Genomic DNA, 15,173 nt, shown 5'->3' on the forward strand with positions numbered 1-15,173 from the left:
AGGAAGGTTCATGTGCTCCGAAGGAGGGATCTACAGTGGCGGTATATTTACTTGAGATTCATGAGAATCTGTTACAGACAGTTGTTCCCGTCAAGTACATGGATGTGGAGTTGGCCTATGTGGGCGGCGAGGAAGGGACGGATGTATTTGTTGGTGGAGCCAGTATGCACGGAGAACTGTACCGACACCTTTTTCACCTAACGGCATATTCGGGGGGAGCGGGCGGTAATCAGGTCATTCATAATCTGGATGTGTCACCCGAGCCTTATGAACTGAGGGTCATCAGCAACAGTTCTTCACCGAATCATTTGGTTATTCGAATATATTGCAGAAGTATTCACGGTCAGACATTGGGCATACTGTCAGAATATCAGATGATGAAGCTTGCAGATTGATATGGACATCATTGAATAGTCATGAATAACCAACGTATGGAGCAGGGAAGGTGCCTGTTCCATTTTTTTTGTGGTGTATCCATAGTAGAAATGCCTGAAAAAATAGCTTGACAGCAAAGGTATTTTCATTAGAATTAGATCAGTATTAAACGAAAGTTTAAAACGACGATTTAAAACGATAGTTTGAAATTAGTCGTCAATATAGGCTGAGTGAGACGCATGGGTAAGCCTGCGATCTCCTGGCTGGAAAAGAGTGTGGAGAACGTGAAAGAACAAACAGCAGTATCCCAGGAGCCCGCAGAGTTTTCAATCAAAACGATTATACTGCCACTCCTGGCAATTATCGTCGGTATGATCATGGTTATACTGGACAGCACGGTGGTGAACGTGGCCATTCCGAATCTGGTTCAATATTTTGAGACGGATCTTAAAACGATCCAATGGACGGTTACGGGTTACACTCTGGCTTTGTCTGCAGTTATTCCACTGGCAGGCTGGTTAACGGACCGTTTTGGTGCCAAAAGAGTATTTCTGTTCACGATTGCCATGTTCACCTTGGGTTCTGTGTTATGCTCGATTGCCCAATCACCTGAGCAATTAATCATTTACCGTGTCATTCAGGGTCTTGGTGGAGGCATGGTTGCCCCTATTGGTATGGCAATGGTCTTTCGTCTGGCTCCTCCTGAGCGAAGAGGTTCCATCATGGGGATGCTGGGAATTCCGATGCTGCTTGCCCCTGCATTGGGTCCGGTGTTGTCCGGGTGGTTTATTGAATCACTGAGCTGGCACTGGATTTTCCTGATTAACTTGCCCATTGGTATTGCAGCTTTCATTCTATGTATCAAGTTTTTGCCTGATACAGATCGTGGACGCACACCTGCACTGGATCTGCTCGGCATGATTCTGGCGCCAATTGCGTTCTCGATGCTGGCTTACGGTGTGAGTGAGGGTGGAACGAGCTGGACGTCTGCAACAACTTTGACGGGTGTCATTGTGGGTGGTGTAGCGCTCATTTTGTTCATTATTGTGGAGCTTCGTCATCAAAATCCATTGCTTGAACTCCGGGTATTCAAATCATCTGATTTCTCACGGGGAATTATTCTCGCATGGGTGTCACAAGTGGCACTGTTCGGTGCGATGATCCTGATCCCGCTCTACTTGCAACAGATCAAAGGGTACACTGCACTGGAAACTGGATTGATTCTGCTGCCACAGGCATTGGCTTCTGGAGTGGGTATGCCGCTTGGTGGTCGATTGTTTGATAAAATAGGTGCTAGACCTTTGGCCTTTGTGGGTCTGGGTATTATCTCGGGAGCATTGTTTATTCTGTCCTCCATCACTGCGGAGACAGGTCTTGGCCTGATAATAACGGCTCTGGTCATGATGGGTCTGGGTATGGGCCTGTCCATGATGCCACTCAATACGCATGTATTAAATGCTGCACCACGCAAGTTGGTTGGACGGGTGACACCGCTCACGGCCGCTGCACAGCAAGTGGTCGTGTCCTTTGCAGTTGCAGGGCTTACAGGCTTCCTTACTTCAAGAATCGCAGACAATACAACGAGTGCAGAGCCGACCGCTATCGTTCATGGTTTGGTGGCTGGTTTCAATGATACGTTCTTCCTGGCCGCTTGTATTGCATTGTTCGGATGTTTGCTCAGTCTGATTCTGCGCAAACCTAAACCGATGCCGGAAGAAGAACTTCAAAATGGCGACAAGCCTGATCCCGCGATGATGATGGGACACTAAGATTTCTTACAAACCATACTAAGGCAGTTCAGAGAAATCTTGCTGAACTGCCTTTTTTGCTATATTCAATGGAAAATTCGCAGTGCTGTCATCATTTCACGGAAAGAAATGGCATATCGATCGGGTGAGAAAGACAAGCTCATATGCTGTCTGCCCTGAATGCGAATATAGTCACGCAGTTTCTTGTTATCCATGAGCTCCCTTGCTTCGGCTACAGCTGCCTTTACATTTCCAATCGGATAAAACTTTCCAGTCTTATTATGTGTGATAAATGAACGCACACCATCCGAATCCGTGCTGAGCACCGGGCAGCCACAACTGATGGCTTCAGCGACGGCATAGCCGAATCCTTCAAGCAAGGAAGTGGATAACATGATCCCCCCTGATTCGGCAATCATGGAATAGTATGCAGGCATCTGAGAATGTGGAACATTGATGAAGATGCCAATCCGATCCTCAAGCCCGTATTCTACCAGCATGTGCCGGAACATGACCTCATCTTCTGGATTAGCCAAAGTTGGATCGTGGAATAACCATAGTCTGGCTTTCGGATTTTTTTTGACGATTTCACTTGAGATGATTAAATATTCACGCCAGTTTTTGTTGTGTTCAAGTCGTCCTACCCAAGCCAGCACCGGATAGGGTGGGGTATCCACCAAAATGGGTGCGAAGGTGTTCGTATCCAGCATATTGGGAATAACAAACCGATGAAGCCAAGGACAGATATGGATGAACATATCCAGCAGATGGTCTGTGGGAGGTATAACGGCAGCATCGCAATGGGCTTGAAGGTAAGGGACACCCATCTGTATCGTTTCCAGAGCTTGATCGCGTGTTCCGAGTCCCTGCGCTTCAAAAATAATTCGTCCGGTATATCCAAGTCCTCTCAAGCGGCCGGGCATAGCGATGTCTGAAGTGGCAATGATGGCATCATAATGATGAGTATGAATGATATGATGAATATCCTCGTCACTGGACGCGGTGAAAATGGGCGTATCACTGTTGTTCTGCAATCCCGAGCCTGTGTTGAGATATAATAGGTGCGCTTCAATGCCGTGGCGTTTCAGAACAGCGGTGCGCAGTCGATTCAACGTATCCACGCCACCGCTCGGAACATAAAACGTGAATAATACTTTCACACGATTCACCCTCTGACTTTTGGTCAGGAGCACATTCTCCTGTACTCTATGTTACGTTGGCTTTAAGCGCAGGGTGTGGGTGTTGGTCAGAATGTTCACATTTTGGACAAATATTTTTAAGCTGCCTTTTAAGTGTCATTAAGCTGAGGCTAGGATAGCTCACGTAAGATACAAGGAACTTCCCGTGTCTATCATCTAACCTGAACGATGGTGCACGGGTATTTTAACGGGAAAGGATGAATGATGTGCTCGAAGTGAAACAGGTCAGCAAAGTTTACGAAGGGCAACGCGGCGTACATCAACTGGATTTCACCATGGAACGTGGTGAGATTGTTGGCTTTCTCGGGCCAAATGGTGCCGGAAAAACAACAACGATGCGTATGATTACGGGCTATCTGCATCCAACCGCGGGTACCATTATGGTGGATGGGGTATCGGTGCATGAGCAGGGTCAGCGTGTTCGTTCCAAGATTGGGTATCTGCCTGAAACTCCGCCACTGTATCCGGATATGACGGTGCAGTCCTATCTTAAATTCGTAGCCAATTTGCGAGATGTCCCGGCACGTGAGGTTAAGCTGCGTGTCAGTGAGATGGTTAGCAGACTGGGACTTCAGGGTCGGGAAAGGCAAATGGTACGTGGGTTATCCAAAGGATACAAACAACGCCTTGGGCTGGCAGGAGCCATTATTCATAAACCGGATCTGCTGGTTCTGGATGAGCCAACATCGGGCCTTGATCCAAATCAGATTATCGAGATCAGAGATCTGATTCGGGAACTGGGCGAGAACCATACGGTGCTGCTCAGTACGCATATTTTGCCTGAAGTGAGCACGCTCTGTAATCGAATGTTGATCATCAATCAGGGACAGCTCGTGCTGGATGGTTCACCTCAGCAATTCGGATCAGCAATGGGGGATCAGTTCAAGGTGTCGATTGAAGTGAAGGCCACTGCGGAGCAATTACATAATGTGCTGACCCCATGGGAGAAGGTGCGGAGTGAAGTCATTCAAGCATCGGATGCAAATCACACCAAAGATATTTCACTTAATTCAGATTCAGCGAATACGGTTAAAATGCTGCTTACTGGAGAAAACTCGGAAGATTTCCGGGAGGAGCTGTTCTACCTTTTGTCTGGTGCAGGATTACCGATCCTGGAGATGAAGAAAGAGAACCTGAGTCTGGAGCAAATCTTCCTGAAGCTGACCACAACCGAGCCCACAGACACAGAGGCAAATTCGGCAGATGTGGATAAGGTTGTTGGGGCAGAGATGGATCAGGACGTAACTTCGGACATCGACTCGTCGAGTATATCGGGAACATCAGTGAGTACAGCAGCCGATACTTCGCCCCAAGCTCACAAAGGGGAGGATTCCAAATGAGACGAATGATGGCGGTATGCAATAAAGAGCTACAAGCTTATTTTCTGTCACCAACGTCCTATTTTGCTTTTGCCGTATATGTACTGATGACCAGTCTGCTGTTCTATTCAAGCTTTGTATATTACCAGCCGAGTATTGTCGATTATCGTCTCGTGTTGGGGGATACGTTGTCCATGCTGCTGTTTGTCGTGCCATTGTTAACGATGCGACTGGTTGCAGAGGAATTCAGACAGGGAACGGATGAGTTATTGCTGACTTCTCCGGCACGTGTAACAGAAATTATTTTTGGCAAATATCTTGCCTCTCTGGCCATTCTGGTCGTTCTCATCCTGTGTAGTCTGGTGTATCCATTCATCATGTCGTTCTATGGGACATTGGATATGACGACGGTATGGATGTCTGCGCTGGGGTTATTTTTCCTGGGCGGAAGCATGATGGCGATTGGATTGTTCGCTTCTACATTATCCCAGCATCAGATGGTGTCTGCGGTTGCGGGTTTTATTATTTTGCTCGTTTTGTGGATGCTTGATTCATTCGCAGGAAATACGGGATCTGCTTTGCAACAGTGGCTGGACCCATTTGCACTGACCAACCGGTTCGACAGCTTCATGAAAGGTGTACTTAGTGGACCGGATATATTGTACTATGTCACACTTTCAGGTGTGTTTCTGCTGTTAAGCATTCAAATTGTGGAACGGAAGCGGTGGAGGTGAGAAGATGAAAAAATGGTTAAGTCATACCAACAGTACCGTGCTGTCCGTAGCGGTGATTGGCATCTTTATTTTGCTAACACTGTTCCTGAATTCACTTGGCGGCTTCCAGCTGGATCTGACCTCGAACAAACAATACACGTTGTCTGACCAGTCTCTAACTGCGATCAAAGACGTGAAGGATGACGTCAACATTCTGGTGTTAACCGTCGAAAATGCCAACAACACCGTCCTGAACCGTGAGGTCACGGATATGGTCGAGGAATACACGAAACGCAATAGCAAGTTGAAGCTAAAACAGTATAATCTGACGCAGGAACCTGCGCTTGCATCCAAATACGGCATAACAGGCAGCTCCATTGTGCTGGAGCAGGGAGATCAACACAAAGTGATTGATATCGCCAGTTTGTTCACCGCGACAGGTGACGGCAGTGACGGATCATATCAATTCACAGGTGAAGAAAAGCTGACACAGGCGCTCATGAATATGTCATCCACCGAGATGCATAAAATGGTCTTTTTGACCGGACATGAAGAGCTGAGTCTCGCTCAGATGACTACGCTGAAATCCTCCTTGGAACAAAATAATGTGCAGACGGAAGAGTTGCAGTTGAATCAGGCCGGGAAGGTTCCGGAAGATGCAGATGTGCTTGCCATTATAGGTCCACAACGTGATCTCAGTGATGCAGAAATGAAGGCCATTCGCACCTATCTGAGTAATGGAGGCAAGCTGTTATTATCCCTCGGATTTGTAGAAGATATGAAATCCAGTTGGAAAAACATCGATGCCCTGATGGCTGACTATGGCGTCGTTGACGAGCATGCGGTCATGGTAGATAACCAGCAAGCCAGTACGATGGGGCCACTCTGGGTGGTGCCGGAGTATGGTACACATGCAATCACGGACAAACTTGCTGCAAGCCAATTGTATCCGATGTTGTCGCTGTCGATTGCGTTGACCAGCAAAGAACAGGATAAATATACCCTTTCACCGTTAATTCATTCTTCGAATGACAGTTATGGGGAGACAAATATCGGCCGCTTATTGCAGAATGAAACAACCAATGATGCCGAAGAGGACATTCAGGGACCCGTTGAATTAGGGTATGCAGCCGATACAACGGATGGTAAACCGAAGGCGGTTATTCTGGGGTCGTCCATTTTCATGCAGGATTCGGAAATTGCGAATGGCGGCAATCGGGACTTTATTTTGAATACGGTAAACTATTTGAGTGAGAAAGAAAATGGATTGACGATTCGCCCACGGGTACAAGCCGGGTATGAGACGGCATACCTGAATGGCGAGCAAGCCAGAACGATTTTCTTCGTGGCTATTGTAGCGTTCCCACTTATCTTTGTTATCATCGGTGTACTCTTATGGTGGAGGCGTAGACGGGTATGAGAAAATGGGTCCCAACGATTCTGGTAGTCATCGTACTGATTGTGGGCTGGGTGTACGCGGCCAGTCAAAATTATTTTCGAGAAGAAGAAGCGGTACAAGCCAAATCGCTCGGTATTCAATCCGGGGATATTCAATCTATCACAATACATGACACTACGGAGGAGACATCTGGTGCAGCAGGATCTTCGACTTTGTCGCTTGAAAATGGCGTATGGCAGATGGTTGAGCCAAAAGCCTATCCTCTGAACGGTTACAGTGTAAGCAGCTGGCTGGATGCTCTGAGTGGTGCAAATCAGGAACTGGTGGTGGAAGAATCGCCGACGGATCCGGATAAGTACGGATTAGGTACAGATGCTACACGTATGGATATCAAACTCAAAGATAATCGGGAGATCAAACTGGCTATTGGCGGACAGCTTCCAGCAGATGATGCACGGTATGTACGCGTAGATGAGGGTCCCGTAGTTGCCGTACAGACAGAGACGATTACCAATATAGCCTTGTCTCGTCGTGATTTATTGGACACGACACCTTTCAACATGGATGAGACGAATGTTGAGTCTCTGGAGTGGGAAGGTGAAGCAGCTACCTGGATGTTAACATCGACATCGGAGAACGATGCGGCAGAGCAGACTTGGACACTGAATGGAAAAACGATTGAAGCCACAGATGCCGTATCTCTTATCGGCAAAATCAAAAACCTGTCGACAGCAGATGATGTGCGCAAAGCGTCCGAGCTGAAGAATTCGGTTCCACGATTCACTCTGTCTGTTGAACAGACGGTTGATGGGCAACAAGTTAGAGACGTGTATCGGGGACTTACAGTGCCATCCGACCCGGATCAGATCTGGGTCATTACGCCAGATGGTCAATGGGCATATGGCATGGATGCGACAAGTCTAACGGAAGCCGAGAAATTCCCGGATACAATTAAAGCATCCACAACTTCGTCGGAAGAGTCATCGAGTTCTGCAAATGACGCAACGACATCCTCATCAACAGACGGGAAATGAGCGGGGCGGAAGATAAGTGATATTATTGAGTTAAGATGCAATATTATTTCGAGGCAGTGCTGCGAACAAGCAGCACTGTTTTTTTATTTTATATAGCGAAGAAACTCACTGTCCACAGATCAAACCTAAAGGCCAATAAGCAAAGACTCAAACCAGAAGACCCAAACCAGAAGACCTGAATCTACAGGGTAAGGTACCATATCCTTTCAGCATATCGGTACGTACAGAAGCGCATCCTATCTTTGTGACCAAAACCAACAGACATTGGAGGATGAGTACATGCCAGCAGTCAAAAAGGCAACAGCTATTACGTTATCATTATCTACTGCGATCTTTGTAATGGCCGGTTTGACAGGTTGTGGCACGAATCGGGATACCAACAATATGCATACACAAAGTGTTCGTCAGCAAGCCAACGGCATTAACCGTTATGGTGTGGAAACAAATGGCATGGATGGCATCCGTGCGAAAAGTTATCGCATGCATAATGTGACTGACCTGAAATCCAGTGAAGAGCTGGCAAAACGCATCACGGAGATGAAGGAAGTTAAATCCGCCCGTGTCATGTTAACGGATCGTAATGCTTATGTGGCGGTTCGTTTGGCAGATGGTCATGCAGGCAAGTTGGAGAGCAAGTCCAATGGTCGTACGAGCATGCTGAATGGAACAATGCGTAATCATGCCAGTGATACCATGCGTGGGGGCAACATGAATCACGATATGGGTGGTATGCGTGTGAATGGCGGTACGGGAACAATGTCTCCGTACAGCACTAGCGGAATTGCTCCAGGACTGAACACAAATTCAGCAACGGATCGCAGCCATATGGGCAATGACCGTGGCATTTATGGCACGATGGGCACAGGAACAATTGGTATGATGCGTGGTCTGACAAACAGCGGCAAAGCACGTGGGACGGACGATGGGCATTATGGTATGAAAAGTGAAGGACAACGTGTAGATAGCACGGATGATAACACATCAGCTGAGATTAAAGGCAAGATTTCAGCCAAAATCAAGCAGTTTGCACCAAACATCGAGAATGTATATGTATCAGCTAATCCGGATTTTGTGGAGCATGTTGAGAACTATGCCACAGATATTCGTAATGGTAAGCCTGTCAGCGGCATGATCGATACGTTCCAATCGATGGTAGAGCGCATTTTCCCAACCAACGGTACGGATACCAATCACCGTGATGGCATCCTTGACGATGGCCTGATGAACCGTAATCACAACGATGGTGTCATGAACCGAATGAATCGGTAGTTTTTTTGACATGAACAAGCGTGTCTTTGCGCAGATGGTAACATCCGCTGCAGGGGCATGTTTGTTTTACATGATCTTTATTACATATACAATTGCACACGTTCTCTTTGGACAATGAATCACATGTTTACTGCCCATTTTTCTTATAAAACTGAACCAACGCCCTTGACCTTACATAAGATGAGTTGACTGTATCCCCTTAACCTTGTTACACCAACACAACCCGAGCAAGGAGGGGTGAACATTGAAGGGTATCGATCATAAAAGCAAATTTTTGTTGACCCACCGTGAACGCGAAGTATTCGAATTACTGGTTCAAGACAAAACAACGCGTGACATCGCAGGGCAGTTATTCATCAGCGAGAAAACGGTGCGTAACCATATTTCGAATGTGATGCAGAAACTCAATGTTAAGGGTCGTTCGCAGGCAGTTGTCGAGCTGATTAAGCTTGGAGAACTGAAGATTTAGTTGCGAATTACAGTTAGGATTAAGTAGCAGCATGAAAGCCTTTCTCTATTCTTTGTCATGAAGAATGGGGCAAGGCTTTTTTGCTGCTGATTTATAGTTTATTACATCAGATGATCCGCTGTTCAGGGATTAAGTCTCCCATCCATGGTGTATAAAAATAAGCCACGCAACGCAACCATCCAAAGGTTATCATTACATGGCTTATGTTGAAAATTGAACATCCATTAATTCAAAGTCGACTTTGCATGAGGTTCCTGAGAAAAATTCTTCTACAACCTCAACATCGCTTCTGCTCGTATGAAAGACATATAACTCGCGTGTCGGATGGAGCTTGTGCAGTTCTTTGTAACCGCTCCAGGCTTCTTGAGGATTATCATAGTTTTGAATAACAGCTATATCCTCTAGTTGACGGACACGGTTGCTGGAGCTTGCCTTGATTGCTTCCACAAGCACAAAACGATCTGGGTGTAATTCAATAATCTCTCCCCATTTCATCGGTGTCACCTCACTTGGTTAGTCGTATTTTTATTATAGCATAGTCATTTAAGGGTGTAGGAAGTAAGCACGTTAATTGCGATTATGTGGTACCTTGTAGTTATCGAGAGACCTACATAGCAACAGGGCGGGGATATGAATATCTCGTTAACCGTTTCGGCCCGAATCAATGGTTTGAAAAGACATTTGAATCTTAAACTGCATTGAAAATGAAAGGATGAGCTGTGTGGACCACTTTTTAAGTGAATTTGAAAATCAATTTCGAGCGGGGTTTCTACCTGATCTGGAACAAACGCTGGCTAAGGTAGAGCACGAGAAAGTATATGCTTGTGCCTTTGGAACAGACAGCGATTGGATAACGCTGTTCATGGCGGTAAATACAGAGGAATCCCTGGCTAGGCATATTACCAATATGAAGGAACAGGGGTTGTGCGACAGCGAGGAGGACGAGATCTATTACAGATGGGGCTGCTCCGAATATCAATATGGCGAGGATACGCACTTTAACCACATCAGTCGATTGTTGTATGCAACAGAAGATGTCCAGAAGTATAAGGATGAGATCATTCGAATCATCGCCAAAGTTGTGAATGAGACAGCAGATGACGTTTTCGCCCGATATGGACAAACCAAAGCAGACATTACGTTTTTCGTTTCTCTCACAGATGATGATCTGGCGGAGGAAATTGAAAATCAATCGGTCCATCAAATGACTGTACCCGGCTTAGCCAGCAAATTCTTAAAACGATATGATGACATGAATTAGACCGAGTTAACTTGAGTTGAGCGTTTAGTTGAATGGAAATTGCATTAAAACATTGAATCTTAGTACCGCGAAAGTCTTTCCTATTCTTTAACTAAACTAAAGAAGGAAGAGGCTTTTTTGTTTGAGCGTGAAAAAATGAAACAACCGAATCCATACACTTATTGATTCCTATTCATTTGAAGGAACGTCCTCCATTTTTTCTTCGAAAATGGCTGATAAAAGAGCTGCTCCAATTCCTCAAATTGTGCTTCGTTCAGATGAAGATGGAGTGCTCTTTTCGCAATTTTTGCGGCAGGTTGGGAAGCGTATTTCCTTCCTCCGGCTTTTCGTTTGATCGGAATATGAAATTGCAGCAGATCTTCAAGGTGATTCCATCCTTCCCAACTCAACCGACCTCCGCGTTTCCAGTCGATAGCATAGAGGGCATAATAGGCGTGTCCTTCTGTTTGTTTGGTAGCCATAATCCAGGTGGAAGGAATGAGCTTTTCACGTTGTCTTCGATTCATTAGAATTGCACCCCTCTCGATTCTCAATATAAAGGATATCCACTATTTGGAGCAAGGAGACGAGGGTCTACCCACACGCTCAGCATAATTGCAAAAGTCATGTTAAATTCCTCTTGATTTGCAGGATCGTCTTGATTAAAATGAAGTTATAAAAATGATTTTCTTGATTTATTAAAAATAAATAAAAATAATTTTCATAAAGTGAGGACCTCATGGCAGCCATATTACGTGCGTTGCAGCAAGAACTGAATAACCTTCCGTCTCAGGAGCGACGTATTGCCGAAGTCATTATGCAATCTCCATCGGACATTCCCGGCTGGACGATTAGTCATCTGGCAGAGCAGAGTGGCACAAGTGCGGCGACGGTGACCCGCTTTTGCAAGTCGTTTCATTTCAAAGGTTTTCCCGATTTCAAAATGAAACTTGCCGCAGAATTGTCCCACGCATCTGATGAAACGGCGTATCAGGATATTGTAGCGGGAAATTCCCTATCCAAAATTGTTGAAGCTATCGAAGCCAACCACCTCGCGTCGATTGCAGATACCACCCGTTTGCTGGATTTGGGCAGATTGGAGCAGGCAGTGCAATTATTGTGTCAGGCTCGCCGCATCGATCTGTACGGTGTAGCTACCTCATCGATTGTTACACAGGATTTCTATCAGAAACTGGTGCGGATCGGCAAGAGCTGTACGGCTTTTTCCGACTCACATATGCAGATTACATCCGCATCTTCGCTCGCCGAGGGAGATGTGGCGATGGCCGTATCCTATTCAGGCGAAACACCAGAGACCATAGATGCCCTGCATTGTGCCAAACAGGCCGGAGCTTCTACGATTTCACTGACTTCCTATGGCAGTAACACGCTCGCAACTGTATCCGATATCCCACTCTTTACGTCCTCTCTGGAAGAAGGCATGAGGCGTGGAGATATGGCTTCACGTATTGCACTGCTGCATGTGGTCGATATTTTGTTCACAGGCATGGTAAGTGCCGACTTCGACCGTTTTATCCCCAGACTGGAACAATCCTATCACAACGTGCAGTCTTATCGATTCCAACACAACGGAGGTGCCTGACAGATGAAGATGAATATACGAATTTTTGAAAATGAAGAAGATTTAAACGCCACGGGTGCTGGCCTCATTGCCAGCTTGTTGCAGACCAAACCACGGGCTGTATTGGGGCTTGCGACAGGAAGTTCTCCTGTGGGCATATATAAACAGCTTATCACGTTGTACCAGAAGGGGCTGGTCAGCTTCTCACAGGCTTCCTCTTTTAATCTGGATGAGTATGTTGGACTGCCAACGGAGCATCGTGAAAGCTACCGCAGTTTCATGAACGAACAATTATTCCATCACATTGATATGGATCTTGCCAGAACGCATGTGCCTGATGGTCAGGCTGCCGATCTGGAACAGGAATGTAATTCCTATGAACAAAGGCTGGACGATCGTGGACCGGTAGACCTTCAACTGCTGGGCATCGGACATAATGGTCATATTGGCTTCAATGAACCGGGAACTGAACTTACAGGACGAACACATGTCGTGGATCTGAAAGACGAGACGCGAAAGGCAAACGCGCGCTTTTTTGACAGCATCGATGAAGTTCCGGCTCAGGCGATTACGATGGGTGTCGGTACCATTTTGAAAGCCAAACAGATTCTGCTCATTGCCCGTGGCGAGGAAAAAGCCGAGATTATTCGCGAAGCGTTCATGGGCCCAATCACAACGGCCTGTCCTGCATCGCTTTTGCAATGTCATCCAAATGTGGTGGTATTGCTGGACCGTGCGGCAGGGAGGCTGGTGAGATGACCGGAGCGAATAGCCATGAACCTGGGAGACAGCGTGATGAAAATATTTCTCTTCTTCGGGGCAAGCTGCTCCTTTCAAATGAGATATTGGAAGACGGTTTATTAGCTTGGAGGGATGGGAAAATCATCTATGCTGGGATACCGGAAGGTCTTCCTGAACAGATTCGGCGAGAGGCTTTGCCGCTGTCTGTACCGGAACGCGGCCTCATTGTGCCTGGATTCATTGATATCCATGTGCATGGTGGGAATGGGGAAGACTTTATGGACGCAAGCCCGGAGGTGTTGGACAAGATCACTTCTTTTCATAGTACGCAGGGCACAACAGCGATGCTTGCGACTTCCATGACGGCTCCGAAAGAGCGCCTGGACAGCGTGCTTGCTGAAGTCGACCGCTATCGTTCGAGTGAAATGCCATATGCACAGCTTGAGGGCGTACATCTGGAAGGTCCATTTTTCAGTCCGAAATGGCCTGGTGCGCAAAATCCGGAACATATCATACTGCCTGATGTATCTTGGCTCGAAGCATGGGAGAAGCAATATCCTGGCCTGATTCGTCAAGTTACGTTGGCACCGGAACGTGAAGGCGGGCTGGAAGTCATTTCATGGCTGCGAGAACAACGGATTACAGCGGCACTCGGCCATACCGATGCGACCTATGAAGAGGTGGAGCGGGCAGTGGAAGCCGGACTGCATCATGCAGTACATACGTTCAATGCCATGACACCGCTACATCACCGGCTACCCGGGGCTGCCGGAGCCGTGCTGAGTGATCCACGTATCAGTGCCGAGGTAATTGCTGACGGCATTCATGTTCACCCTGCGGCGATCTCGATCCTCGCTCAGCTGAAGCAACATGATGATCAACTCGTGTTGATTACAGATGCCATGTCTGCTGCGGGATTGGATGATGGGGAGTACAAAATCGGCGACCTGCCCGTAATTGTGAAGCATGGCGAGGCCAGACTGAAGGACGGCGGCGCACTGGCGGGAAGCACACTGACGATGATTCGAGGTTTCCGTTACCTGGTACAGGAAGTGGGCCTGAGTCTGAACGCTGCATCACGTGCAGCAAGTCTGACCCCGGCACGCCTGCTGGGCATTGATCACCGGACAGGTTCCCTGGCTCAAGGAAAACAGGCAGATATCGTTTTACTGAATGCGGAGCTGGATATTGAGGGTGTGTGGGTGAAAGGCAGACGGATTGGCGAGTCATATTAGATTTAGAAAACTAGTATCGTGCTAATAACTCTCATTTGTGATGCATCCGTCTTCGGAGTTAAAACTTAGCTTTTATCTGTGTAGAGGCAACACCTTGCGCAATATGTTAAAATAGATCTCAAAAAGACGGGATCTGCGGATCACGCATAACGGAGGCGTGAAACATGGAACGTAACGCTATGCTCGAACATGATCCGTTCATCACAGTGCTGGCGGAGAAGTTGCACATACACGGATATTATGCCTTTTATGGCGAGCATTACAATGAGACCGATATGGAGCTGTACCGCAGGCATCTGTTCACATCATTCAGCAACATCGTATGGGTAGAGCTGGATGCACGCAAAAAGTATATGATTGTCGATCATCGTGGACGCAACACAGTCATGAAACTGATCGAAGGTATGCTGAACACACGCAGAACGCTGCGGGCGAACCAGGCGATGGCAGGCACGGACACCTCTGGAGTCCAGCAGGAGATCGCACATTTATCCAAACTTGTGCACATGTTGAAGTTCACAACATTCCGCACATAAGCGAAGTGTGATATGTAGGCTGTAATAAGCGGCGTGAGTAGGAAGAGTAGAGTATAATATGTGGCTCTCATAAGCGATGAGTAACAACGCAAAAATGAAGAGTAACACCATGAACAACCACAAGAGTATACGTGAGTAACATGGAAGAGTAATAAGTTAAGTTTCAAGGAAGAATAGACTAGGATCTCCACAATAACATTTCACTACGATTCCATTCTCATAAGTAGTTTTCTCCTTAGGCCACGTAGCGCTAACGAATCTGTGAAGCCTTATTCCAATGATTTGGCAGTGATAGAAAATGTAACGAATCTCAG

Annotated in this window: 16 protein-coding genes; 13 read left to right on the forward strand and 3 right to left on the reverse strand. The window is 46.8% G+C overall.

Annotated features, from left to right (window positions below; all coding sequences use genetic code 11):
* Nucleotides 1-35: 35 nt before the first annotated feature.
* Together MKX68_RS17395 and MKX68_RS17400 are read left to right on the forward strand one after the other, a co-directional pair.
* Nucleotides 36-395: a hypothetical protein gene (locus tag MKX68_RS17395; protein WP_340913252.1), complete on the forward strand. Its 360-nt coding sequence runs from the start codon at nt 36-38 to the stop codon at nt 393-395.
* A 219-nt stretch (nt 396-614) separates the two neighbouring features.
* Nucleotides 615-2,144, forward strand: coding sequence for a DHA2 family efflux MFS transporter permease subunit (locus MKX68_RS17400; RefSeq protein ID WP_340913255.1), 1,530 nt, complete (start codon nt 615-617; stop codon nt 2,142-2,144).
* A 65-nt stretch (nt 2,145-2,209) separates the two neighbouring features.
* On the opposite strand, the gene MKX68_RS17405 is transcribed toward MKX68_RS17400, so the two are convergent.
* A complete protein-coding gene (locus MKX68_RS17405; RefSeq protein WP_340913257.1) occupies nt 2,210-3,292 on the reverse strand; it encodes a glycosyltransferase family 4 protein in 1,083 nt (360 codons plus the stop codon).
* Between the two features lie 236 nt (nt 3,293-3,528).
* On the opposite strand from MKX68_RS17405, the gene MKX68_RS17410 reads away from it, so the two are divergent.
* The 6 genes from MKX68_RS17410 (at nt 3,529) to MKX68_RS17435 (ending at nt 9,525) form a co-directional block, all read left to right on the forward strand.
* Nucleotides 3,529-4,662, forward strand: a complete 1,134-nt coding sequence (locus MKX68_RS17410; RefSeq protein WP_340915417.1) for an ABC transporter ATP-binding protein — start codon at nt 3,529-3,531, stop codon at nt 4,660-4,662.
* Complete coding sequence (locus MKX68_RS17415) at nt 4,659-5,375, forward strand: ABC transporter permease subunit (RefSeq protein ID WP_017692528.1); 717 nt, start codon at nt 4,659-4,661, stop codon at nt 5,373-5,375. The genes MKX68_RS17410 and MKX68_RS17415 overlap by 4 nt, the downstream gene beginning before the upstream one ends.
* 4 nt (nt 5,376-5,379) lie before the next feature.
* A complete protein-coding gene (locus tag MKX68_RS17420; protein WP_340913259.1) occupies nt 5,380-6,774 on the forward strand; it encodes a GldG family protein in 1,395 nt (464 codons plus the stop codon).
* Nucleotides 6,771-7,787 (forward strand): DUF4340 domain-containing protein, encoded by a 1,017-nt coding sequence (locus tag MKX68_RS17425; RefSeq protein WP_340913261.1) that lies wholly within the window; start codon nt 6,771-6,773, stop codon nt 7,785-7,787. Before MKX68_RS17420 ends, MKX68_RS17425 begins: the two co-directional genes overlap by 4 nt.
* Before the next feature lie 279 nt (nt 7,788-8,066).
* Nucleotides 8,067-9,056 carry a YhcN/YlaJ family sporulation lipoprotein gene (locus MKX68_RS17430; RefSeq protein ID WP_340913263.1) on the forward strand — a complete coding sequence of 330 codons (990 nt, stop codon included), beginning with the start codon at nt 8,067-8,069 and terminating at the stop codon, nt 9,054-9,056.
* Between the two features lie 244 nt (nt 9,057-9,300).
* Entirely contained in the window at nt 9,301-9,525 is a 225-nt protein-coding gene (locus MKX68_RS17435; protein ID WP_017692532.1) for a helix-turn-helix domain-containing protein, read from the forward strand.
* Nucleotides 9,526-9,726: 201 nt separating this feature from the next.
* On the opposite strand, the gene MKX68_RS17440 is transcribed toward MKX68_RS17435, so the two are convergent.
* Nucleotides 9,727-10,020, reverse strand: a complete 294-nt coding sequence (locus MKX68_RS17440) for a hypothetical protein (protein WP_339789278.1) — start codon at nt 10,018-10,020, stop codon at nt 9,727-9,729.
* 217 nt (nt 10,021-10,237) lie between these two features.
* Here MKX68_RS17440 and MKX68_RS17445 point away from each other — a divergent pair, with 217 nt between their 5' ends.
* Complete coding sequence (locus tag MKX68_RS17445) at nt 10,238-10,786, forward strand: DUF4303 domain-containing protein (protein WP_340913266.1); 549 nt, start codon at nt 10,238-10,240, stop codon at nt 10,784-10,786.
* A gap of 158 nt (nt 10,787-10,944) precedes the next feature.
* On the opposite strand, the gene MKX68_RS17450 is transcribed toward MKX68_RS17445, so the two are convergent.
* Nucleotides 10,945-11,292: a hypothetical protein gene (locus MKX68_RS17450; RefSeq protein WP_340913268.1), complete on the reverse strand. Its 348-nt coding sequence runs from the start codon at nt 11,290-11,292 to the stop codon at nt 10,945-10,947.
* A 212-nt stretch (nt 11,293-11,504) separates the two neighbouring features.
* Here MKX68_RS17450 and MKX68_RS17455 point away from each other — a divergent pair, with 212 nt between their 5' ends.
* The 4 genes from MKX68_RS17455 (at nt 11,505) to MKX68_RS17470 (ending at nt 14,859) form a co-directional block, all read left to right on the forward strand.
* Nucleotides 11,505-12,368: a MurR/RpiR family transcriptional regulator gene (locus tag MKX68_RS17455; protein ID WP_339297872.1), complete on the forward strand. Its 864-nt coding sequence runs from the start codon at nt 11,505-11,507 to the stop codon at nt 12,366-12,368.
* Nucleotides 12,369-12,377: 9 nt separating this feature from the next.
* On the forward strand, nt 12,378-13,106 hold the full coding sequence (gene nagB / locus MKX68_RS17460; protein WP_026081489.1) for a glucosamine-6-phosphate deaminase: 729 nt from the start codon (nt 12,378-12,380) through the stop codon (nt 13,104-13,106).
* Entirely contained in the window at nt 13,103-14,323 is a 1,221-nt protein-coding gene (gene nagA / locus MKX68_RS17465) for an N-acetylglucosamine-6-phosphate deacetylase (RefSeq protein WP_340913271.1), read from the forward strand. The genes nagB and nagA overlap by 4 nt, the downstream gene beginning before the upstream one ends.
* A gap of 164 nt (nt 14,324-14,487) precedes the next feature.
* Nucleotides 14,488-14,859: a hypothetical protein gene (locus tag MKX68_RS17470; RefSeq protein ID WP_074096289.1), complete on the forward strand. Its 372-nt coding sequence runs from the start codon at nt 14,488-14,490 to the stop codon at nt 14,857-14,859.
* Nucleotides 14,860-15,173 lie beyond the last annotated feature (314 nt).

It is taken from the genome of Paenibacillus sp. FSL M8-0212, from assembly GCF_038004645.1.
GTDB lineage: Bacteria > Bacillota > Bacilli > Paenibacillales > Paenibacillaceae > Paenibacillus.

Coding starts and splice junctions, on each gene's coding strand:
- MKX68_RS17400 (WP_340913255.1), top strand. CDS start 615: ATGGGTAAGCCTGCGATCTCCTGGCTGGAAAAGAGTGTGGAGAACGTG.
- MKX68_RS17415 (WP_017692528.1), top strand. CDS start 4,659: ATGAGACGAATGATGGCGGTATGCAATAAAGAGCTACAAGCTTATTTT.
- MKX68_RS17420 (WP_340913259.1), top strand. CDS start 5,380: ATGAAAAAATGGTTAAGTCATACCAACAGTACCGTGCTGTCCGTAGCG.
- MKX68_RS17425 (WP_340913261.1), top strand. CDS start 6,771: ATGAGAAAATGGGTCCCAACGATTCTGGTAGTCATCGTACTGATTGTG.
- MKX68_RS17430 (WP_340913263.1), top strand. CDS start 8,067: ATGCCAGCAGTCAAAAAGGCAACAGCTATTACGTTATCATTATCTACT.
- MKX68_RS17440 (WP_339789278.1), bottom strand. CDS start 10,020: ATGAAATGGGGAGAGATTATTGAATTACACCCAGATCGTTTTGTGCTT.
- MKX68_RS17445 (WP_340913266.1), top strand. CDS start 10,238: ATGAGCTGTGTGGACCACTTTTTAAGTGAATTTGAAAATCAATTTCGA.
- MKX68_RS17450 (WP_340913268.1), bottom strand. CDS start 11,292: ATGAATCGAAGACAACGTGAAAAGCTCATTCCTTCCACCTGGATTATG.
- MKX68_RS17455 (WP_339297872.1), top strand. CDS start 11,505: ATGGCAGCCATATTACGTGCGTTGCAGCAAGAACTGAATAACCTTCCG.
- nagB (WP_026081489.1), top strand. CDS start 12,378: ATGAATATACGAATTTTTGAAAATGAAGAAGATTTAAACGCCACGGGT.
- nagA (WP_340913271.1), top strand. CDS start 13,103: ATGACCGGAGCGAATAGCCATGAACCTGGGAGACAGCGTGATGAAAAT.
- MKX68_RS17470 (WP_074096289.1), top strand. CDS start 14,488: ATGGAACGTAACGCTATGCTCGAACATGATCCGTTCATCACAGTGCTG.